The 19,902-nt window shown below is 63.1% G+C and carries 17 protein-coding genes; 7 read left to right on the forward strand and 10 right to left on the reverse strand.

Features of this window, described 5'->3' with window-relative positions; genetic code table 11:
- Window positions 1–305 precede the first annotated feature (305 nt).
- Window positions 306–2,585 (reverse strand): DNA topoisomerase IV subunit A, encoded by a 2,280-nt coding sequence (parC, locus tag AZF01_RS13340; protein WP_024708159.1) that lies wholly within the window; start codon window positions 2,583–2,585, stop codon window positions 306–308.
- A 205-nt stretch (window positions 2,586–2,790) separates the two neighbouring features.
- On the opposite strand from parC, the gene AZF01_RS13345 reads away from it, so the two are divergent.
- A complete protein-coding gene (locus tag AZF01_RS13345) occupies window positions 2,791–4,032 on the forward strand; it encodes a hypothetical protein (RefSeq protein WP_152534526.1) in 1,242 nt (413 codons plus the stop codon).
- A 252-nt stretch (window positions 4,033–4,284) separates the two neighbouring features.
- On the opposite strand, the gene AZF01_RS13350 is transcribed toward AZF01_RS13345, so the two are convergent.
- Both AZF01_RS13350 and aspS read right to left on the reverse strand, forming a co-directional pair.
- Window positions 4,285–4,857 (reverse strand): N-acetyltransferase, encoded by a 573-nt coding sequence (locus AZF01_RS13350; protein WP_036237121.1) that lies wholly within the window; start codon window positions 4,855–4,857, stop codon window positions 4,285–4,287.
- 69 nt (window positions 4,858–4,926) lie between these two features.
- Entirely contained in the window at window positions 4,927–6,726 is a 1,800-nt protein-coding gene (gene aspS / locus AZF01_RS13355; protein WP_024708156.1) for an aspartate--tRNA ligase, read from the reverse strand.
- A gap of 274 nt (window positions 6,727–7,000) precedes the next feature.
- Between aspS and rnd the strand changes: the two genes are divergently transcribed.
- A complete protein-coding gene (gene rnd, locus AZF01_RS13360) occupies window positions 7,001–8,146 on the forward strand; it encodes a ribonuclease D (protein WP_024708155.1) in 1,146 nt (381 codons plus the stop codon).
- Window positions 8,147–8,169: 23 nt separating this feature from the next.
- On the opposite strand, the gene ruvB is transcribed toward rnd, so the two are convergent.
- From ruvB to ruvC, 5 genes are read right to left on the reverse strand one after another with little or no spacing between them, the layout of a single operon-like run.
- Window positions 8,170–9,204 carry a Holliday junction branch migration DNA helicase RuvB gene (gene ruvB, locus AZF01_RS13365; RefSeq protein WP_024708154.1) on the reverse strand — a complete coding sequence of 345 codons (1,035 nt, stop codon included), beginning with the start codon at window positions 9,202–9,204 and terminating at the stop codon, window positions 8,170–8,172.
- Entirely contained in the window at window positions 9,201–9,599 is a 399-nt protein-coding gene (locus tag AZF01_RS13370; RefSeq protein WP_024708153.1) for a PIN domain-containing protein, read from the reverse strand. The genes ruvB and AZF01_RS13370 overlap by 4 nt, the downstream gene beginning before the upstream one ends.
- Window positions 9,596–9,856, reverse strand: a complete 261-nt coding sequence (locus tag AZF01_RS13375) for a type II toxin-antitoxin system PrlF family antitoxin (RefSeq protein WP_024708152.1) — start codon at window positions 9,854–9,856, stop codon at window positions 9,596–9,598. The genes AZF01_RS13370 and AZF01_RS13375 overlap by 4 nt, the downstream gene beginning before the upstream one ends.
- 54 nt (window positions 9,857–9,910) lie before the next feature.
- Window positions 9,911–10,531 (reverse strand): Holliday junction branch migration protein RuvA, encoded by a 621-nt coding sequence (ruvA, locus tag AZF01_RS13380; protein ID WP_024708151.1) that lies wholly within the window; start codon window positions 10,529–10,531, stop codon window positions 9,911–9,913.
- Window positions 10,532–10,543: 12 nt separating this feature from the next.
- Window positions 10,544–11,056, reverse strand: coding sequence for a crossover junction endodeoxyribonuclease RuvC (gene ruvC / locus AZF01_RS13385; protein ID WP_024708150.1), 513 nt, complete (start codon window positions 11,054–11,056; stop codon window positions 10,544–10,546).
- A gap of 174 nt (window positions 11,057–11,230) precedes the next feature.
- Here ruvC and AZF01_RS13390 point away from each other — a divergent pair, with 174 nt between their 5' ends.
- Both AZF01_RS13390 and pgk read left to right on the forward strand, forming a co-directional pair.
- Window positions 11,231–13,021: a potassium/proton antiporter gene (locus tag AZF01_RS13390; protein ID WP_024708149.1), complete on the forward strand. Its 1,791-nt coding sequence runs from the start codon at window positions 11,231–11,233 to the stop codon at window positions 13,019–13,021.
- Window positions 13,022–13,258: 237 nt separating this feature from the next.
- Window positions 13,259–14,455: a phosphoglycerate kinase gene (gene pgk, locus AZF01_RS13395; protein WP_024708148.1), complete on the forward strand. Its 1,197-nt coding sequence runs from the start codon at window positions 13,259–13,261 to the stop codon at window positions 14,453–14,455.
- A gap of 61 nt (window positions 14,456–14,516) precedes the next feature.
- Here pgk and AZF01_RS24300 read toward each other — a convergent pair whose 3' ends face one another.
- On the reverse strand, window positions 14,517–14,675 hold the full coding sequence (locus AZF01_RS24300) for a hypothetical protein (protein WP_197489603.1): 159 nt from the start codon (window positions 14,673–14,675) through the stop codon (window positions 14,517–14,519).
- Window positions 14,676–14,877: 202 nt separating this feature from the next.
- Here AZF01_RS24300 and AZF01_RS13400 point away from each other — a divergent pair, with 202 nt between their 5' ends.
- From AZF01_RS13400 to AZF01_RS13410, 3 genes are all read left to right on the forward strand, one after another.
- On the forward strand, window positions 14,878–16,161 hold the full coding sequence (locus AZF01_RS13400; protein ID WP_024708147.1) for an MFS transporter: 1,284 nt from the start codon (window positions 14,878–14,880) through the stop codon (window positions 16,159–16,161).
- Window positions 16,151–16,351: a DUF1192 domain-containing protein gene (locus AZF01_RS13405; protein WP_036237090.1), complete on the forward strand. Its 201-nt coding sequence runs from the start codon at window positions 16,151–16,153 to the stop codon at window positions 16,349–16,351. Before AZF01_RS13400 ends, AZF01_RS13405 begins: the two co-directional genes overlap by 11 nt.
- Window positions 16,352–16,635: 284 nt before the next feature.
- Complete coding sequence (locus tag AZF01_RS13410; protein ID WP_024708146.1) at window positions 16,636–17,145, forward strand: DUF1465 family protein; 510 nt, start codon at window positions 16,636–16,638, stop codon at window positions 17,143–17,145.
- Window positions 17,146–17,505: 360 nt separating this feature from the next.
- Here AZF01_RS13410 and AZF01_RS13415 read toward each other — a convergent pair whose 3' ends face one another.
- Window positions 17,506–19,737 (reverse strand): TonB-dependent hemoglobin/transferrin/lactoferrin family receptor, encoded by a 2,232-nt coding sequence (locus tag AZF01_RS13415; protein WP_024708145.1) that lies wholly within the window; start codon window positions 19,735–19,737, stop codon window positions 17,506–17,508.
- Window positions 19,738–19,902: the final 165 nt, after the last annotated feature.

Genomic DNA, 19,902 nt, shown 5'->3' on the forward strand with positions numbered 1-19,902 from the left:
CAAGCAATGCCTTTGAAAATCATCGCCGCAAATATGTCAAGCGATGACTTGGAAAATTAGAGGGATGCGACGACGATGCCCCCCTCCAGAACAATCTCCCCCCTTGAGGGGGAGATGTCGCGAACGCGACAGAGAGGGGTATCGGCATTGGCCGCCAACTCCGTGCTTTGGGAAATGGCTCACCCCCCTCTGCCCTGTCGGGCATCTCCCCCTCGAGGGGGGAGATTGACCGGAACAAGATCGGAGAACCCAGCGAGGATCAAACAGCGTGGCGTAGCAGAGGTAGTGCGGCCGAATTTCCCACACTACCCCCGGAACGTCCCGTTCCTCGGGAAGCCCTTCGGGGCGATCCGGCCGGCTGTGGCGCGGTCGCCGCGCCATTCCATCAGTTCGTCGACGCTGCGGGTGTGGGTCCGCCCCGCGCTGTCGGTCCAGGTGAGGCCGTCTTCCAGCGCGAAGCATTTTGCGTCCGAAAGGCCGCCGTCCTTGTAGCGCTGCAGGCGCACGCCCTTGCCGCGCGCCATCTCGGCGATCTGCGACAGCGGAAAGACGAGGAGCTTGCGGTTCTCGCCGATGACGGCGACGTGGTCTCCGGTCGCGGGCGTCAGCAGCTTCACTTCGACCGGCATCGTCACATTCATCACCTGCTTGCCCTTGCGGGTGTTGGCAACCATCTGGTCTTCGTCGATGACGAAGCCGTTGCCGGCGGTGGACGCGATCAGCATCTTGCGGCCGGGCTCGTGCACGAAGGCGGTGACGACGTCCTGGTCCGCGTCGATATCGACCATGATGCGCAGCGGTTCGCCGTGGCCGCGCCCGCCCGGCAGCTTGTCGGCGCCGAGCGTGAAGGCCTTGCCGCCGGTGGTGACGATCAAAAGCTTGTCGGTGGTCTGCGCCGGGAAGGAAAGCTTCAGGCTGTCGCCATCCTTGAACGACAGGCCGGAGGCGTCGACATGGCCCTTCAGCGCCCTCACCCAACCCTTTTCCGAGATGACGATGGTGACCGGCTCCTTCTCGATCATCGCCTGCTGGATGGCCTCGACATCGGTCTCCGGCGCATCGTCGAAGGTGGAGCGGCGGCGGCCGAGTTCGGTGGCCTTGGCGAAGGTCTTCTTCACCTCGCCGATTTCCCAGGCCACCGTCTGCCACTGCTTGTCGTCGGAGGCAAGCAGCGCCTCGATCTCGGCCTTTTCCGCCGTCAGCGCGTCGAATTCCTTGCGGATCTCGATTTCCTCGAGCTTGCGCAGCGCGCGCAGCCGCATGTTGAGGATGGCTTCCGCCTGCACGTCGGTGATCCCGAAGCGTTCGATCATCACCTGTTTCGGCTCGTCCTCCTCGCGGATGATCCGGATTACCTCGTCAAGGTTCAGATAGGCGACCAGAAGGCCGCCGAGGATTTCCAGCCGACGGTCGATCGCCGCAAGCCGGTGGCGCGAGCGGCGCTGCAGCACATCGCGGCGGTGGCCGAGCCATTCCGTGAGAACATCGACGAGGCCCATCACCTTCGGCACCTTGCCTTGGGAGAGCACGTTCATGTTCATGGAAAAGCGGCTTTCCAGATCGGTGAGCTTGAACAGCGATTCCATCAAAAGCGCGGGGTCGACGGCGCGCGACTTCGGCACCAGGACGACGCGGATATCCTCCGCCGATTCATCCTGGATGTCTTCCAGAAGCGGCAGGCGGCGGGCGATCAAGAGTTCGGCGATCTTCTCGATCAGCCGCGATTTCTGCACGCCATAGGGTATTTCGGTGACGACGATCTGGTAGTTGCCGCGCCCGAGATCTTCCTTCTCCCAGCGCGCGCGCACCCTGAAGCCGCCGCGCCCGGTCCTGTAGGTTTCGACCATTGAGTCGAAATCCTCGACGATGATGCCGCCGGTCGGAAAATCCGGCCCCTGGATCATGTTCGCCTTCGGTCCGTCGGCGTTCGGCAACGTCACCAGGTCTTCGACGGTGGCGTCGGGGTGCTTGATCAGGTGGATCGCCGCCTCGCACAATTCATGGGCATTGTGCGGGGGAATGGAAGTCGCCATGCCGACGGCGATGCCGGTGGAACCGTTGGCGAGCAGGTTCGGGAAGGCGCCGGGCATCACCACCGGCTCCTCGTCCTCCTCGTTATAGGTCGGGCGGAAATCGACGGCGTCCTCGTCGATGCCTTCCAGCATCAGCGCCGCCACATCGGTCATGCGCGCCTCGGTGTAGCGCATGGCCGCGGCACTATCGCCGTCGATATTGCCGAAATTGCCCTGGCCGTCGACCATAGGATAGCGCTGGGCAAAGCTCTGCGACAGACGTACCAGCGCATCATAGATCGAGGCATCGCCATGGGGGTGGAACTTACCCATGACATCGCCGACAATACGGGCGCATTTTTTGTAGGCGGAGCCGGGCCGCACGCCGATCTCGCTCATGCCGTGGATGATGCGGCGGTGCACGGGCTTCAGCCCGTCGCGCACATCCGGCAGGGCGCGGTGCATGATCGTTGACAGCGCATAGGCGAGATAGCGTTCTTCCAGCGCCTTGCGCAGGTCCACGGCATCGATGTGGTTGTCGCCGTCATCCGGCGGAAGAATTTCGTTTCCCATAGGGGTTGTGTTAGAGGATGCAACCGGCTCCCGCAAGGCGGGAAGGCGGCCAATCCCCTGAAAACAAGGGCCTCCGGCCACAAAACCCGCCCTTGCGCCGGGCGAGCCGGCGGCCTGCGGCCACATCTTTTCTGGCACAATTGCATTTCAGTCTTATATGCCGAATAACATCAACGAGAATCAGACCAATCCCGGGAGTGACACCATGCACAAAGCGCCTTTCCGCCACCTTCTTCTCGCCGGCAGCGTCCTCGCAGCGATGTCGGTTCCCGCCTTCGCGCTCGATGGAGAGGACATGCTCGCCAAGCTCAATGCCGCCTCGAAGGCGCAGGGCGGCGTCACTTTCACCTATGACGATGTCGAGGAAGGCCCTGACGGCGGCCTGACGGTCTCCGGCGTGGTCTACAGCGCCGACCCTGAGCGCGCGCAGGAGTTCAGCGAGATGGAGCAGGTCGCGCCGATGACGCTGAATTTCGAAGGCGTGAAGGAAGACGGCAGCGGCGGCTACACGATCGACAAGGTTTCGGCTTTCGACATGGCCTTTGCCGGCGACGACTTCGAGATCGCCATCGGATCTCTGATCCAGGGCGACATCAAGGTCCCGGCAACGCCCGATCTGGAGGCCTTCGCCGGCTGGAGCTATGCGGGCTCCACGGAAGCGTCCGACATCACCTTCACAAGCGAAGGCCATCAGATCGTCACCATCGCAAGCGCCACCGGCAACCAGACTTTCAGCGCGGATGACAGCAAGGCAAGCTTCCTTGCCAATGTGGCCGGCATCGCGATCGATCTTTCCGGGCTGGACGACATGGATGAGGATGCGCGCGCGACGCTGACCGCGCTCGACCTGATGACGATGAACGCCGACGTCACCATCATCGGCGATTGGGACACGACGTCCGGCGATCTCGATTTTTCAACCTATGAGATCGCGGTCGAGGATGTCGGCGCGCTCAATATCCGATTCGCCATGACCGGGCTGACGCTCGAGACTATCGAGACCCTGCAACGGCTCGCGGCGGAAGCGCCCGCCGACCCGCAGGACATGCAGGCCGCGGAAGACGGCGAGGCCGAAAGCCCCTATCAGCAATACCTCCTCGAGCTCGGCCAGAAGATCGGTCTTTCGGAACTCGCCATCAGCTTCGTCGATGATTCGATCACCACGCGGGCACTGCAATATGCAGCGGAGAAGGAGGATCTGACGGCCGAGGAAATGGCCGACAAGATCGAGGTCGATCTCGGTAAGAGCCTTGCGGAGATGAATGTTCCGGACCTTGCGGATATGGTGACGACCGCCGTCGGCGCCTACTTCGCCGATCCGCAGAATTTCTCCGTCTCCATCAAGCCGCAGATGCAGATGCCGATCCTCGCTGTCGTCATGGCGGGAGCGGCCGCGCCGCAATCGATCCCGAAGCTCCTGAACCTTCAGGTCACGGCGAACGAATAGGACAGTCCCGAAAACCGGCGGAGGGCCCGCCGGTTTTCATATATGCCGGCAATGGGGGCGCGGCTTTCGCGCCACGGCCAAGCCGTTCTTCCCGCTTCATCGCGTTTCTCGGGCCTGCCCGCCCGGCAGCAAGACACAGCCAAACCGGTTCCGCCCGTCATGGAAACGCGGGACCGCCCTATCGATTTGTTTGGACGCATTTTCGCGGACGCCAGATGTTTCCATCTGACTGCGAAATGCTCTAGCGCATCGTTAGAGCGTCCTCTCCATTCGGCTTACCTTGGAGAAGCCGAAAACATGTCGCAGAAGGCCAAGGTCTTCGTCTTTTGTTGCGACAAACCCGTTTCGCGCATAGAGCGCCCGCGCGCGCGGATTGGTGTCGATCACGTCAAGCCTTACCGACGTACAGCCAAGGACGGAGGCTTTCTCGCAAACGGCCGTCAGCAGACGCGTTCCAATGCCTCGGCCGCGCGCATCGTCCCGCACGGCGATGCCGTCCATGAGCAGTTGCCCGTTGCGGTTCTCGCGCTCGAACAGGAGCGAGAGCGGTGCGCGCCACAAGGCGCCGGGCCAGCCGTAGACCGCGGCGAGATCGCGCATCCCGCCGCCCACCATGGCGCCTTTGCCGGTCTTGTAGCCCGCGATGCCAAGAAGCCTCGTCCCGTCGGCGCTGACCGCGCTCACCGCAAATTCCGGCTCCAGCACGGCAGCGATGAAAGCCGCCGCGCGCCCGTCACGCCCCAAAACGATCCCGAGTTTGTCGCCGAAGGCGTCGAGATAAAGCGCCGCCGCCTCTTTGCGCAGGAACGGCGGGAACCCGCTCATGATGCAGATGTCGTCATCCATCCGCGCAGGATACAGACCCGGGCGCTTCGATGGAAGCGCCCCTTTCGGTCAGTCCTTCTTCTGCGGCAGGATGCGCAGGCCAAGCTCGCGCAGCTGCGCCGGGCTCGCCTCGGCGGGGGCGGACATCAGAAGATCCTGCGCCTGCTGGTTCATCGGGAACAGCGTGACCTCACGCAGGTTCTTCGCGCCGACGAGCAGCATCACGATACGGTCGATGCCGGCCGCCATGCCGCCATGGGGCGGAACGCCGTACTGGAAGGCGCGGTAGAGGCCGCCGAAGCGCTCCTCGACCACATCGGCGCCGAGACCGGCGTGGCCGAAGGCCGCAACCATGGTCTCCGGCGAGTGGTTGCGAATGCCGCCCGAGGCGATCTCGAAACCGTTGCAGACCATGTCATACTGGAAGGCTTTCAGCGCCAGAAGGCCTTCGTCGCCATCGGCCGCCTTCAGCGCTTCCATGCCGCCCTGGGGCATGGAGAAGGGGTTGTGGGCAAAGTCGATCCGCTTTTCGTCCTCGTTCCATTCGTAGAAGGGGAAGTCGACGATCCAGCACAGCGCGTAGCGGTCCTTGTCGGTCAGGCCCAGTTCGTCGCCGACGCGCGTGCGCGCCTCGCCGGCAAAGCGGACGAACTGGTCCGGACGACCGGCGACGAAGAAGCAGGCGTCACCGTCTTCCAGGCCAAGCTGTACGCGGATCGCATCGGTGCGTTCGGGACCGATATTCTTGGCGAGCGGACCGGCGCCGGTGACGTCCTCACCTTCCTTGCGCCAGAAAATGTAACCGAGGCCCGGCTGACCCTGCGACTGCGCCCAGGAATTCATCCGGTCGCAGAAGGCGCGGGAGCCGCCGGTCTTGGCCGGAATGGCCCAGACCTCGACCTTCGGATCCTTGGCGATCATGCCGGCGAAGACCTTGAAGCCCGAACCGTCAAAATGCTCGGTCACGGCTTCCATCTCGATCGGGTTTCTCAGGTCCGGCTTGTCGGAACCGTATTTGCGCATGGCAACGTCATAGGGAATGCGCGGGAACTCTTCGGTCACCGGCTTGCCGTTGGCAAACGCCTTGAACACATCGCGCAGCACCGGCTCCATCGTTTCCAGAATGTCATTCTGCTCGACAAAGCTCATTTCCAGGTCGAGCTGGTAGAATTCGCCCGGCAAGCGGTCGGCGCGCGGATCCTCGTCGCGGAAGCAGGGCGCGATCTGGAAATAGCGGTCGAAACCGGAGGCCATCAGCAGCTGCTTGTACTGCTGCGGCGCCTGCGGCAGGGCGTAGAACTTGCCCTGGTGGATACGGCTCGGCACGAGGAAGTCGCGCGCGCCTTCCGGCGAGGAGGCCGTCAGGATCGGCGTCGAATATTCGGTGAAGCCGGCCTCGCCCATCAGCCTGCGCATTTCGGCGATGATCTTGGTGCGCTTGACGATATTGGCGTGCAGCGTTTCGCGGCGAAGGTCCAGGAAGCGGTATTTCAGACGCAGGTCTTCCGGATATTCCGGCTCGCCGAAAACCGGCAGCGGCAGCTCCTTCGCGGCCGACAAAACCTCGATCTCCTCGGCGTAAAGCTCGATCTCGCCGGTCGCCATGCTCGGGTTCACCGTCTCTTCGGTGCGTGCGCGCACCTTGCCGTCGACGCGAATCACCCACTCGCCGCGCACTTTCTCCGCATTGGAAAAGGCGGGCGAATCCGGATCGGCGACCACCTGGGTCATGCCGTAATGGTCGCGAAGGTCGATGAAGAGCACGCCGCCATGGTCGCGCACGCGGTGCACCCAGCCGGAAAGGCGGGCGGTCTGGCCAACGTCGGACTTCTTGAGGGCGGCACAGGAATGGCTGCGATAGCGGTGCATAGTCTTATCCGTAAAAGGTTCTGGAAGGCAGGCAGGCGGCATTCCGCGCCGGGCTTCGCGGTGAATTCCGGCGGAAAAGCGCATGGCAGGCCCTCTTTGTCAAGGCAAAGCCGTTTGGACGCTGCTAAACCACATCGGGCGCGCAACAGCAAGCTTTACCGCCGGCGTGAGGCCCGCAAGCGCCCTTTTCCCTGCGCCATTTTTCGCCATGCCTTGACATCATCGCCCTAAAGGCCAAGGAAAGATGGCGAAACCCAACGACCGATATGTCCTGATGATCGAAACCACTGCCGCACTTGAAGAGGCCTGCGCCAAGCTCGCCAGATCCGAATTCGTCACCGTCGACACTGAATTCATCCGCGAAAGCACCTTCTGGCCGGAACTCTGCCTGATCCAGATGGCAAGTCCGGACATGGAGGTGCTCGTCGACCCGCTGGCCAGGGGCATCGACCTGAAGCCGTTTTTCGAACTGATGGCCGACCCGTCCGTGGTCAAGGTTTTCCACGCCGCCCGCCAGGATCTCGAGATTGTCTATCATATGGGCGGGTTGCTGCCGGCGCCGCTGTTCGACACGCAGGTGGCGGCCATGGTCTGCGGCTTCGGCGATTCGATCTCCTACGACCAGCTCGTCTCACGGCTGACGGGGGCCCATATCGACAAGTCGTCGCGCTTTACCGACTGGCGCGCCCGTCCGCTCGACGACAAGCAGCTGTCCTATGCGCTGGCCGACGTCACCCATCTGCGCGACGTCTACCTGAAACTGAAGGAAGAACTCTCCCGCGAAGGCCGGACCGACTGGGTGGACGAGGAAATGGCGATCCTGGAATCGCCGGCAACCTACGATCTGCCGCCCGAGCAGGCGTGGACGCGGCTGAAACTCCGGATCAAGAAGCCGATCGATTTCGCGGTGATGCAGGCCGTCGCCGCCTGGCGCGAGCGCGAGGCGCGCGATCGCAACGTGCCCCGCCGCCGGGTGCTGAAGGATGACGCCGTTTACGAGATCGCCCAGCAGCACCCGACCGAGCCGGAAGCGCTCGCCAGGCTGCGCATGATCCCGAAGGGCTGGGAGCGTTCGCAGCCGGCCTCCGCGCTGATGGCGGCGGTCAGATCGGCGCTCGACATCCCCAAGGCGGAACTGCCGCGCATACCGCGCCAGCCGCAACTGCCCGAGGGCGCCGCCGCGGCAGCCGAGCTTCTCAAGGTGCTGCTCAAGATCGTCGCCGAGCAGAACCAGGTCGCCGCCCGCGTCATCGCCTCGTCCGACGATCTCGACAGGATCGCGGCGGAGGGCGAGGAGGCCGATGTCGAAGCGATGAAGGGCTGGCGACGCAAGCTTTTCGGCGAGCCGGCCCTGCAACTTCTCAACGGCGAAGTCGCGCTGCGTTTCGTCGAGAAGAAGGTGGAGATGATCGCGGTCTGAGGCCGGTCTCTCGTCCCCGATCGCTACTCGCCCTCGTCAAACAGCCGGAACTGGTCGACTTCCTTCGGCGGATTGAGGCCGAGATGTTTCCAGGCGGTCGCCGTCATCACCCGGCCGCGCGGGGTGCGCTGGATGAAGCCCTGCTGGATCATATAGGGCTCGATGATATCCTCGATGGCATCGCGCGGCTCCGAAAGCCCGGCCGCGATCGTCTCGATGCCGACCGGACCGCCGCCGAAATGCTGGCAGATCATGTTGAGATAGCGCCGGTCCAGCTGGTCGAGGCCCATATGATCGACCTCGAGCCGCGTCAGCGCCTCGTCGGCAATTATGCGCGAGACTTCGGTGGCGTCGGCCACCTCGGCAAAGTCGCGCACCCTGCGGAGCAGCCGTCCGGCAATGCGCGGCGTCCCCCTCGCCCGACGGGCGATTTCGCGCGCGCCGTCATCGCTCATGCCGAGCCCCATCAGCCGCGCGCCGCGACGGATGATGCTCTCGAGCTCCTCGACCGTGTAGAAATTGAGCCGGACGGGAATGCCGAACCGGTCCCTCAGCGGCGTCGTCAGAAGGCCGAGCCGGGTGGTGGCGGCCACCAGCGTGAATTTCGACAGATCGATCTTGACCGAGCGGGCCGCCGGCCCCTCGCCGATGATCAGGTCGAGCTGAAAATCTTCCATCGCCGGATAGAGAATTTCCTCGACGGCCGGGTTCAGCCGGTGGATTTCGTCGATGAACAGCACGTCCCGTTCTTCTAGATTGGTCAGAAGCGCGGCCAGATCGCCGGCCTTGGCGATCACCGGCCCCGAGGTGGCGCGGAAATTGACGCCGAGTTCCTTGGCCATGATCTGCGCCAGCGTGGTCTTGCCGAGCCCCGGCGGGCCGACGAAGAGAACGTGATCCAGCGCTTCGCCGCGCCTTTTGGCAGCCTCGATGAAGATCTTCAGGTTCGCACGCGCCTCCGCCTGGCCCGTAAAATCATCCAGCGTCTGCGGCCGCATGGCGGCATCGAGATCTTCGACGCGGGTCTCGGGCGATATCAGGCGTTCGGGTTCGCTCATTTCAAAAGTTCCATTCCCGGAATTGCAGCCGCGGCGGCCTTGTCTAGCGTCATAGTGACGCGACATCCCGCCTGTTCGTTCCTGAGCGCGATCAGGATATCGGCAAATTCGGCACTCGTCTGCCGCATCAGATCAAGGGCGCTCTCGACCAGACGTTCATCTTCCATTTCAATGTCGCCCGCCTCGAGAAGGTCGCCGATCGCCAGCGAGACATCGTCGCGCGAAACGCCAAGGCGCTTGCGCAGAAACCAGGCAAACTCCATCAGCGTGATACAATTGATAAAGCCTGGCCCCTTCTCCGGCAATTGCCGGATCAGGTCGTTCACGGCCTGCGACTGACTTTCGTCATCCTGCAATACCAACCTCAGGAGGACATTCGTATCGAGACCGATCATGAACGCTCGGCCACATGCGTTGCAATTGCCTCTCCGACGATATCCTCCATCTCTTCCGTCGAAATCGTCTCCCTTTCGGGGTCGTGAAACCGACCCTTGAGGTCGATCGCCCGCTTATTCTTGGCCTTCATGACAATCTCGCCGTCGCGCACGACATAGCGTATGCGGTCGCCGGGATGGAGATTGAGGATCGCCCGGATCTCGGCGGGAACAGTCGTCTGCCCCTTCGATGTCATGGTGCCGTAGTAGACGCTCATCGCCACGTGTCCTTACATTTAACACCCTGCAAGGACAGCATTAGCATGAAAGGATCAACTCGCCAATTCCTTCAACCCCAGACGAATAAGGACGGCACTGTCGGCGTCCTCGCCTGCCTTTTTCAGCGCGGCGGAAACCGCGCCCGCGGCCTGGTCGCGCGAATAGCCGAGATTGGAGAGCGCGGAAATCGCGTCGGAGACGGCCGCCGGCGCCTTTCCCTCGCCCACATCCTGGCGGAAGGCGACGCCCTCGCTGTCGCCCATGGAAAGCCCGGCGGGCACCTTGTTCTTCAGCTCGTTGACGATGCGCGTCGCGACCTTCGGCCCGACGCCCGGCGCGCGCGAGACCGCTGTCTTGTCGCCAAGCGCGATGGCGTTTGCCACCTCGCCTGCCGAAAGCGTCGACAGGATGGCGAGCGCCACACGGGTTCCGACCCCCTGCACGCTCTGCAGCAGGTTGAACCAGCCGCGCTCCTCGGCGCTGATGAAACCATAGAGCTTCAACTGATCCTCGCGCACGAAGGTCTCGATCACCAGCGTCACGGCCTCGCCCGGCGAACCGATGCGCGAGAGCGTGCGCGCCGAACAGAAAGCCACATAACAGACGCCATGGACATCGACGAGCACATGGTCGTCGCCGATCTCGTCAATCACGCCCTTCAACTTGCCGATCATGCTCGCCTGTTCCTATCCGGCCAATGCCGCCTTCATCATCCGGTTCGCGCCGCGGTGATGCGCGTGACAGATGGCGATCGCCAGCGCATCCGCCGCGTCGCTGCCCTTGAACTGAGCCTTCGGCATCAGGACCTTCAGCATCATGTGGATCTGCTCCTTGTCGCCGTGGCCGACGCCGATCACCGCCTTCTTCACCGCGTTCGGCGCATATTCGGAAACATGCAGGCCGGCAAGAGAGGGCACCAGAAGCGCGATGCCGCGCGCCTGGCCGAGCTTCAGCGTCGCCACCGCATCCTTGTTGACAAAGGTCTGCTCCACCGCCGCCTCGTCGGGCCGCTGCCCGTGCACGACCTCCGAGAGCCCGTCATGCAACTGCCTGAGACGCGAGGCAAGGTCCATCTGACCATCCGTCGTTACCGTGCCGGAGGCGACGAATTTCAGCGAATTGCCGAGCGTCTCTATCACGCCCCAGCCGGTGCGGCGAAGGCCCGGATCGATGCCGAGAATACGAATCGTCTTTTCCATGCGTCTCACCCTATCGATGTTGCCCCAAGCCTTCCAGAGAAAAGTGAACAAAACAAAAACATCCATGACTGCCGCACGCCGCCCGGACTTTAAAAGCCGGCCCCCGCGCACTATCTGGCCTGTCAAATCAGGGATTTGCAAAGCGTGCCGGCCGCCGGCCGGAAGGGAAGACAATTGACGACATTCTATCTCGCGGTGATGGTCTTTTCCGCGCTCGTCCTCATCGCCGCGCTGTCCAGCGCGCTGGCCTATCGCTTCGGCGCGCCGCTGCTGCTGCTCTTTCTCGGCGTCGGCCTGCTCGGCGGCACCGACGGTTTCGGCATCGAGTTCAACAATGATGCGCTCACCTTCTATGTCGGCTCGCTCGCCCTTGCCGTGATCCTGTTCGATTCGGGCTTCGGCACCTCCTTCAAGACCTTTCGCAGAACGGCCGCGCCGGCGATCCTGCTGGCAACGGTCGGGGTACTTCTAACCGCCGGTCTGGTGGCGCTCGCGGCCAGCTTCATCCTCGGCCTTTCCCTGCTCGAGGGCTTCCTGCTCGGCGCCATCGTCGCCTCGACGGATGCAGCTGCGGTGTTTTTCCTGATGCGCATCGGCGGCATTCACGTGGTCGACAAGGTCAGTTCCACGCTCGAGGTGGAATCCGGCATCAACGACCCGATGGCGATCTTCCTCACCATGACGCTCGTATCCATGCTTTCGGTGCAGGGGTCCGGCGCGGAGGAAACGCTTGCCATGGCGCTCCATTTTGTCCGCGAGATCGGCTTCGGCCTCCTCTTCGGGCTTGCCGGCGGCGTGCTGACCATCCTGATCGCCAATTCCTTCGGGCTCAATCGCGGCCTCGCGCCGATCCTGGTGCTCACCGTCGCGCTTCTGGTCTTCTCGGCAACGGGCGCGGCCGGCGGCAGCGGCTTCATGGCGGTCTATATCGCCGGTCTTGTCGCGGGCAACCAGCGGGTGCGCTATTCCGGCTCCATCCGCCGCTTCCAGGAGGGCATGACCTGGCTTGCCCAGATCATCATGTTCCTGCTCTTGGGCCTTCTCGCCACGCCGCGCAATTTTCCGGAAATCCTTGTTCCGGCGCTGGGGCTCGCGCTGTTCCTCGTCTTCATCGCCCGTCCGCTCGCGGTCTGGCTCTGTCTCTCCTTCTTCGACTATCGCCCGCGCGAGACGAATTTCATTGCCTGGATCGGCCTGCGCGGCGCGGCCTCGATCCTGCTCGCCATCCTGCCGGCAATCTACGGGCTGGAAGATGCCGGGCTCTATTTCAACATCGTCTTCATCATGGTGCTGGTCTCGCTCGTCCTGCAGGGCTGGCTGCTCGGCCCCGTCGCCCGTCTGCTGAAACTCGTTCAGCCCAAGGCGAGCGGCGCGCTGGAGACCGTCGAGATCGACCTGCCCGGCAATGCCAAGCACGAGCTGCTCGTCTATCGCCTCGCCGATGGCGCGCCGGTGCTGGAAGGCGCGCTCATTCCGCGCTGGGCGATCCCCTCGCTCGTCGTGCGCGACGGGTTGTCCATGCGCTATTTCTATGCCGGCAACCTCAGGGCCGGGGACTATCTCTACCTGTTCGTCGTGCCCGGCATGTCCTATCTGCTGGACCAGCTTTTCGCCGATCCGAAAAAGATCGGAGAGAAAGGCGAGGAGCCGATGCTCGGCACGGAAGTGCTGATGCCCGACCGCCCGCTCGGCGAACTCGCCGCCATTGATCCCGGGGTCGCCGTTCCGCCGGGCCAGGAGGAAACGCCGCTTGCCGACTTCATGAAGGACAGGCTCGGCGGCAAGCCGGAAGTCGCCGACCGACTGCATCTCGGTCCCCTGTCGCTGATCGTGCGCGAGACCGATGACGCGCACAATGTGGTGTCCGTCGGCGTCTGGCGCGAACCTTTGGAGGAGGAGGCGTCGCAGTTTTTCCCGCCTTTCTGGCAGCGCGCCGTGCGGCGCCTGCTGCGCAAGGGGCTTTGAGCCGATGCCGCGCATCCCTGGGAGCGGTTTTGCCTTTTGGCTTTTCTGACCTCTGTCATTGCCGCCGGCAGCGTTTTTGACTAGGAATCGATGCGCCCAAGATTGATTTTGGCGATGCTGTTCGCACCCGACGTCGAAGGCCGGCATGCCGAGGATCGAGGACAGACCCCTGCCGGCCCGAAAAATCCCGAAGCGCCGGTCTGCCGGCCCTTCCAACCGCAAAAGAGGAAGACATCCATGCCTGCCTTCAAGACTCTCGATGACCTTTCGGACCTGACCGGCAAGCGCGTCCTGGTCCGCGTCGACCTGAACGTGCCCGTCAGCGAAGGCCGGGTCACCGACACCACGCGCATCGAGCGGGTCGCCCCGACCATCCTCGAACTCTCCGGCAAGGGCGCCAAGGTCATCCTGATGGCCCATTTCGGCCGTCCGAAAGGCCAGGTCGTGGCCGACATGTCGCTGAAGCTCATCATCCCGGCCGTCGAGGAAGTGCTCGACCATGATGTGAAATTCGCCGATGACTGCGTCGGCCCGGATGCCGAGAAGGCCGTCGCGGCCATGCATGACGGCGACATCCTGCTTCTCGAAAACACCCGCTTCCACAAGGGCGAGGAGAAGAACGATCCCGACTTCGTGGCCGAACTGGCGAAAAACGGCGACATCTACGTCAACGACGCCTTCTCCGCCGCCCATCGCGCCCATGCCTCCACCGAGGGTCTCGGCCACCACATGCCCGCCTATGCCGGCCGTACCATGCAGGCCGAACTCGAGGCGCTGGAGAAGGGTCTCGGGGATCCGAAGCGTCCGGTCGTCGCCATTGTCGGCGGCGCAAAGGTCTCCACCAAGATCGACCTCTTGGAAAACCTGATCGAGAAGGTCGACGCGCTCGTCATCGGGGGCGGCATGGCCAACACCTTCATCGCCGCCAAGGGCATCGATGTCGGCAAGTCGCTGTGCGAGCATGATCTTGCCGATACGGCGCGCGCGATCATGGCGAAGGCCGAGAAGACCGACTGCACGATCGTTCTTCCGGTCGACGGCGTCGTCGCCCGCGAATTCAAGGCCCATGCGGCAAACGAGACGGTGGCAATCGATGCCATTCCCGCCGATGCAATGATGCTCGATGTCGGCCCCGAATCGGTCAAGGTCGTCAACGAATGGATCGGCAAGGCGGAAACGCTGGTCTGGAACGGCCCGCTCGGCGCATTCGAGATCGCGCCTTTCGACGCTGCCACGGTCTCCGCCGCGCAATTCGCCGCCGAACAGACCAAAGCCGGCAAGCTCACCTCGGTTGCCGGCGGCGGCGATACGGTTTCCGCCTTGAACCATGCCGGCGTCAAGGATGAATTCAGCTATGTCTCGACCGCCGGCGGCGCCTTCCTCGAATGGATGGAAGGCAAGGTTCTGCCGGGCGTCGACATTCTGAAAAAGTAAGCGTCGCGACAGACAATGGCATGACGAATGAGGCGGCCCGCGCGGCCGCCTTTTTGTTGCCTCACGACGGACGAATCATCACCACCAGCGCCGTCATCGCGAAGGCAAAGAGCGCGATCTTCCAGAAATCCATACGTTTTCTCAGGCCCGGAAGGCCGAGCGGCCTGATGATCTGAACCGCCATGGCGGCGATGAGAAGCAGCGATATCAGCTTGGCCATCAACGTCCCTGTCCGCCCTGTCGCGGGCGGTTTGTGGTGAGCTTTGCCCCGTCATAGCGCGCAGGAAACGGCGCGTCACCCGTAACGGATTGATTTCTTCAGTGCATTCCCGCTACGCGGTGGTAATATTGCCGGAACAAGCCGGGCCGTGCCGCGTTGCGCTTAAACCCTTTCTATGACTTTCATTCACCCAGGCGACTTGATGAAACGCAATCTCTTCCCTGTTTTCGCGCTGCTCCTCGGCACGCTCTTCCTGTTTTTCGGCAACGGTCTCCATGGTCTTCTCCTGCCGCTGCGCGGCACCGCGGAAGGCTACAGCGACACGGCCCTCGGCTTCATCGGCACGTCCTGGGCGTCCGGTTTCGTGCTCGGCTGCCTGTTCGCGCCGAAGCTGATCATGCGCATCGGCCATGTGCGCGCCTTTTCCGGCTTCATCGCGCTGATCTGCATGGTGGCGCTGATCACCGGCGTCTTCGTCAACCAGTATGCCTGGATCGGGCTCAGGGCCGCCACCGGTTTTGCGATGGCGGGCACGCAGATGATCATCGAGAGCTGGCTCAACGAGCGGGTCGACAACAAGAGCCGCGGCACGGTCTTTACCTTCTACACCGGCATCACATTGTTCGGCGTCGTCGGCGGCCAGCTCGCCGTCGGTTTCGGCAACCCCAACACGCCGATCCTGTTCATGGTCGCCGGCATCGTCTACTGCATCGCCATGCTGCCGACGACAGTCTCCAACGCCGCCTCGCCGCGACCGCTCCAGGCCGTGCGGATCGACCTGAAACTGCTCTACCGCAACTCCCCGGTGGCCTTTTTCGGGGTTCTGCTCACCGGCATCGCCAACGGCGCCTTCGGCACGCTGGTGGCCGTGTTCGCCGCCCGCGCGGGCCTGCCGGACAATCAGGTCGCCTTTCTGGTGACGGGCGCCATTCTCGCCGGCGCGCTGGCGCAGGTGCCGGTCGGCCGGCTGTCGGACCGGATGGACCGGCGCCATGTGATCGCGGGACTTGCCGGCATTGCCGCCGCCGCCGCCATCGCCACGCTCATCCTCAGGCCCGGCAGCACGACGCTGATCGTGCTGATCGCGATCTATGGCGCGACGGCCAACGTGCTCTATCCGATCACCGCTTCGCACGCCAACGACTTTGCCCGGCCGGAAGACTATGTGAAGATCGCCAGCGGCCTGCTGTTCCTGTTCGGCATCGGCACGATCATCGGCCCGACGGTCAGCGGCCCGGTGATGACGATATTCGGCCCCTACGCGCTGTTTGTCGTCACCGCGAGCGCCCATCTGCTGATCCTCGTCTATGCCATCATCCGCTCTCGCATCCGCGCCGCCATTCCGGTGGACGAACGCGACACCTTCATGGCAATGCCGGACGCGGCGACGCCGGTCTCCACCACCGAGGGCGTCGCGCTGAAAAACCCCAATCGCGACGCCCCCGCGCCCGACGACCAGGAAAGGAGGGAAGACCATGCCGCCTGACGATGACAACGACGAACGTAAACCACCGAAAGGCCAGTATATCATCGGCGCCGACCTTGAAGAGCATTCCGTCGAGGCGCTCAACGGCTTCGTCGCGGATCTGCGCCGCGAGATCGAGCGCATCGAGGCTGCCATTTCGAAGAAGGGAAGCGGCCGCGAGACCGCCGAAAGCCTCTTCAGGAAGAAATGACCCGCCTTTGCCGAAGACCGTTAAGCAGATATTAACCTTTCCAAGGTGTTATAGGGCATCCGCCATGCGGAGTCGGGATTTCTGTCTTATTCCGATCATCACCCTTTGACTTATGAGCCGCCCCTCGCGGCTCTTTTTTTTGCGTCCCGCGCAATCGGCCGTGGGTATTAACCCTTCATTAAGAAACGGGTTGCGGAAATGCGCTACAGGTATAAGTGTTGTCGACGTTGTTGAAGACCTGCCGCACAGCGTATCGCGGCGGTCGGCGTAGCCAGAGTGTGCAGATGAGCAGTACCGGGGCAAATCCGATCAATTTCGCGGGACGGGCCGCCAATTCACCCCAGTTCGAGGCCCTTTATGCCGAGGGCATGTCGCTGGTCGAGGAGACCGCCGCCTATCTCGACGGCCCCGGCCGGGCTGCTTCGAAGCACCTGACCCCGAAGGCTGCAGCGCTCTATTCCGCTGAATCGATCCGTTTGACCACGCGGCTGATGCAGCTTGCCTCCTGGCTTTTGCTGCAGCGTTCGCTCAATTCCGGTGAAATGACGCGCGAGCAGGTGGTCCAGGAGCGCCGCAAGCTCAGGCTCGGCGGCGGCGGAAACGAGGACGGGATTTCCGCCTGGAGCGAACTGCCGCCCGGCTTCCGCGATCTCGCCGACCATGCGACCCGGCTGGAGACCCGCATCCGCAAGCTGGACGAAAGCCTGATGCGCGAGAACGCCGCCCCCGAAGCCGCCAACAACCAGGTCATCGCCCAGATCGACCTCCTGCAGACGGCGTTTGCACGGCGGTAGAGAGCGGCCTGCCACTCTCTCCCTGCGGCGGAGAAATCAGAAGCGTCCTTGTGCCCATCAGAAAAGGCCGGGCGCCGTCGTTTCCGATCTCGGACTGCTGACAAACCCATCCATTCTACGGACGTCACCCTCGGCCTTGTGCCGAGAATCCAGCCACATCGCCACATATGCGGAGCTTCTGTTTTGCATCAGTCTGAATTGTTTCGTCTTTCCAGCCGAAAAGCCTGTCGCGGCGAGACGTGCTCAGATGCTCGGACAGGCCCAAGCATTGACGAATGAGGGTGCAGTAACTTCTGTCAACAAACCAAAGGCCGGGCGCTTTCGCGTCCGGCCTCCTTTCTTTCGTATTGTCGCCTGACCTCAGAATGTCTGCGTCAGCGAGATCTTGAAGGTCCGGCCGGGTTCCGAATAGAAGCTCTGCGGCTGGTCTATCGTCGCGTCCTGCAGTTCCAGGGCGTCGTAATAGGTCTGGTCGAACAGGTTGTAGACGCCGGCCTGCAGCGTCATGCCCTCGAAGCGCTCCGGCGCCCACCAGGCGGTGACGTCGACGATGCCGTAGCCCGGCGCCTTGAAGTCGGCCGTCGAGCCATCCGGCACTTTGGCGGACAGGATCCAGTTCGAATTCACGCCCCAGGTCTCGTCGTTATAGCCGCCGCCGATGACGGCCTTGAGCGGCGCCACCGAGCCCAGGATTTCGTTGGTATCCATGTTGAAGCCGCGGGCGAAGGCGAGCGAAGCGTGGATGTCCCAGTTGTTGATGAACGACTTCTGGAAGCTCGCCTCGAGGCCGGCGATCTCGACATTGTCGATATTGACGGTCTGGGTGATGCCGAAGGGATAGAGACCGGGCGCGATGCCGACATCGCCGGGCTCGACCGACTGGGTATCGATGAAGTCCTTGTAGCGGCTGTAGAAGGCCGAAATCCGGCCGCCGTCGTCGTCATCGCCGAAATTGGCGCCGAGCTCGAAGCCCCAGCTCGTTTCCGGTTTGAGGTCGGGATTGCCGATCCTGAGGTAGGTGCCCGGACCGCCGTAATCGACATAAAGCTCGCCCGGCGTCGGCGCGCGGAAGGCGGTGGAGAACTGACCGTAAAGCTGGGTGAAGTCGGTGAGGTCGTAGGTGGCGAGGATCTTCGGCGAGATCCGCCAGTCGCTTTGCCCGTCCGGCAAGCCGTTGTAGTTCGGGTTGTTGGTATAGGCCTCGGTTTCCTTCGGGTCATACTGGTACCAGTCGAAGCGCACGCCGGGGGTCAGCGCAAAGCCGCTGTCGCCGAAGAGGATCTCGTCATGGGCGTAGAGACCGAGGACATAGCCGTCCACATCCGGCGTATCCGCCTGGTTGGTGTGGAGGAAATTGCAGGAGCTGAAGGGCGAATAGGGTCCGGGACCGCAATTGTCCTCGCCGCTCGAATACTGGCTCGTCTGCGAATAGTAGAAATCGCCGCCGATGGTGAAATTGTGGTAGAGCGAGCCGGTTTCAATGCCCTTCTGAGCCCAGCCCGACCAGCCGTAGCGCTCGTCCTCGGTCTTCGACGTGCGCGAATAGGGACCATAGGGCGGGGTCGGACGCGCGCCCGGCAGGCGGGTGCCGCTGGTGCCGCTCTCACGCTCGCTCTTCAGCCAGTAGAACGTGCTGAAGGCGCTGTCGAACAGGCCGTCGGCGGCGATTGCCTCGTAGTTGTAATCGATCGAGACCCGGTCGCGATGCTTGATCTCGCTGCCGTTCCAGTCATCCTGCGCATAGGTGCTGCCCTGCTCGGTCAGGAGTTCGACATCCTTGTCGCGGTCGTAGCGTTCCAGTGTCAGGCCGAGCGTGTGGGCGCCCATGAACTGCTGGCGCAGCTTGAACAGGAGATTGTTCTCGTCGAAGCTTGCCGGGTTGGGCTCGCTGCGGGTCGCGCCATAGCCGCCGACCGTGCCCTGGTTTTCCGTCTCGCTTCCGGAGCCGAGGTCGCCCTGGAACAGCATGGAGGTGTTGCCGGAGCGAATGGCGAAGGCGCCCTGGGCGTTGATGCTCTGGTCGGCGCTGTCATACATGAGACCGGTGCGTCCGCCCCAGCCCTTTTCCGGGTCGATCAGGTCTGCAGGCTCCAGGGTGCGCAAGACGACCGTGCCGCCGAGCGAACCGCTGCCGGAGCGCGAGGAGTCCGAACCGCGGACGATGTCGATCGTCGCGATCGAATCGAAGCTGAAACTGTCCATATTGCCGGCGGCATCGCCGCGCGCGGTGTCGTCCAGATAGGGAAGCTGAATGCCGTCGATGACGGTCGAGACGCGCGGCCCCTGCATGCCGCGAATATTGACCGAACCCGAATCGTCGCCGACAAAGGTGACGCCCGGCTCAAGCACGCGGGTGAAATCGGCAAAATCCGTGACGATGTTGGCGTCGAGCGCGTCGCGCGTCGTTTCCGTGGCAAGCGGCGTGTCCGCGATGCCATCCTTGCCGCCTGTCGTGGTCACATTGACCGGCGCCAGAACCGTGGCCTCAGCATCCGTTGTGGCATCCTGCGCGATCGCGGAATGTGTCAAAACAGCCGACGCCAGTGCGGTGCACGACGCCAGCAAGAAGGTGCGGGAAAGTCCCATACGCATCACCCAATCCTCTTGTTCTCTTCAGAACCTGGCTGGCTGACGCCGGGAAACCCCGAAACGAACTGGCTGGCTGGGCATTCTGTGCCGGCAGGCGCCGGCTTCTCGTGCCTAGGAGCTATAAAACATGAGTATTATTGTCAACAAAAATTGCCTGATTTTCGTCAT

It is taken from the genome of Martelella sp. AD-3 (genome assembly GCF_001578105.1).
Taxonomy (GTDB): Bacteria; Pseudomonadota; Alphaproteobacteria; order Rhizobiales; family Rhizobiaceae; genus Martelella.

Excerpts from the sequence above, each read along its gene's own strand:
- AZF01_RS13400 (WP_024708147.1), top strand. The coding sequence starts at position 14,878 with ATGAAACGCAATCTCTTCCCTGTTTTCGCGCTGCTCCTCGGCACGCTC.
- aspS (WP_024708156.1), bottom strand. The coding sequence starts at position 6,726 with ATGCACCGCTATCGCAGCCATTCCTGTGCCGCCCTCAAGAAGTCCGAC.
- AZF01_RS24300 (WP_197489603.1), bottom strand. The coding sequence starts at position 14,675 with ATGGCCAAGCTGATATCGCTGCTTCTCATCGCCGCCATGGCGGTTCAG.
- ruvB (WP_024708154.1), bottom strand. The coding sequence starts at position 9,204 with ATGAGCGAACCCGAACGCCTGATATCGCCCGAGACCCGCGTCGAAGAT.
- ruvC (WP_024708150.1), bottom strand. The coding sequence starts at position 11,056 with ATGGAAAAGACGATTCGTATTCTCGGCATCGATCCGGGCCTTCGCCGC.
- AZF01_RS13375 (WP_024708152.1), bottom strand. The coding sequence starts at position 9,856 with ATGAGCGTCTACTACGGCACCATGACATCGAAGGGGCAGACGACTGTT.
- AZF01_RS13410 (WP_024708146.1), top strand. The coding sequence starts at position 16,636 with ATGAGCAGTACCGGGGCAAATCCGATCAATTTCGCGGGACGGGCCGCC.
- AZF01_RS13415 (WP_024708145.1), bottom strand. The coding sequence starts at position 19,737 with ATGCGTATGGGACTTTCCCGCACCTTCTTGCTGGCGTCGTGCACCGCA.
- AZF01_RS13370 (WP_024708153.1), bottom strand. The coding sequence starts at position 9,599 with ATGATCGGTCTCGATACGAATGTCCTCCTGAGGTTGGTATTGCAGGAT.
- AZF01_RS13345 (WP_152534526.1), top strand. The coding sequence starts at position 2,791 with ATGCACAAAGCGCCTTTCCGCCACCTTCTTCTCGCCGGCAGCGTCCTC.
- AZF01_RS13405 (WP_036237090.1), top strand. The coding sequence starts at position 16,151 with ATGCCGCCTGACGATGACAACGACGAACGTAAACCACCGAAAGGCCAG.
- parC (WP_024708159.1), bottom strand. The coding sequence starts at position 2,585 with ATGGGAAACGAAATTCTTCCGCCGGATGACGGCGACAACCACATCGAT.
- ruvA (WP_024708151.1), bottom strand. The coding sequence starts at position 10,531 with ATGATCGGCAAGTTGAAGGGCGTGATTGACGAGATCGGCGACGACCAT.
- AZF01_RS13350 (WP_036237121.1), bottom strand. The coding sequence starts at position 4,857 with ATGAGCGGGTTCCCGCCGTTCCTGCGCAAAGAGGCGGCGGCGCTTTAT.
- pgk (WP_024708148.1), top strand. The coding sequence starts at position 13,259 with ATGCCTGCCTTCAAGACTCTCGATGACCTTTCGGACCTGACCGGCAAG.
- rnd (WP_024708155.1), top strand. The coding sequence starts at position 7,001 with ATGATCGAAACCACTGCCGCACTTGAAGAGGCCTGCGCCAAGCTCGCC.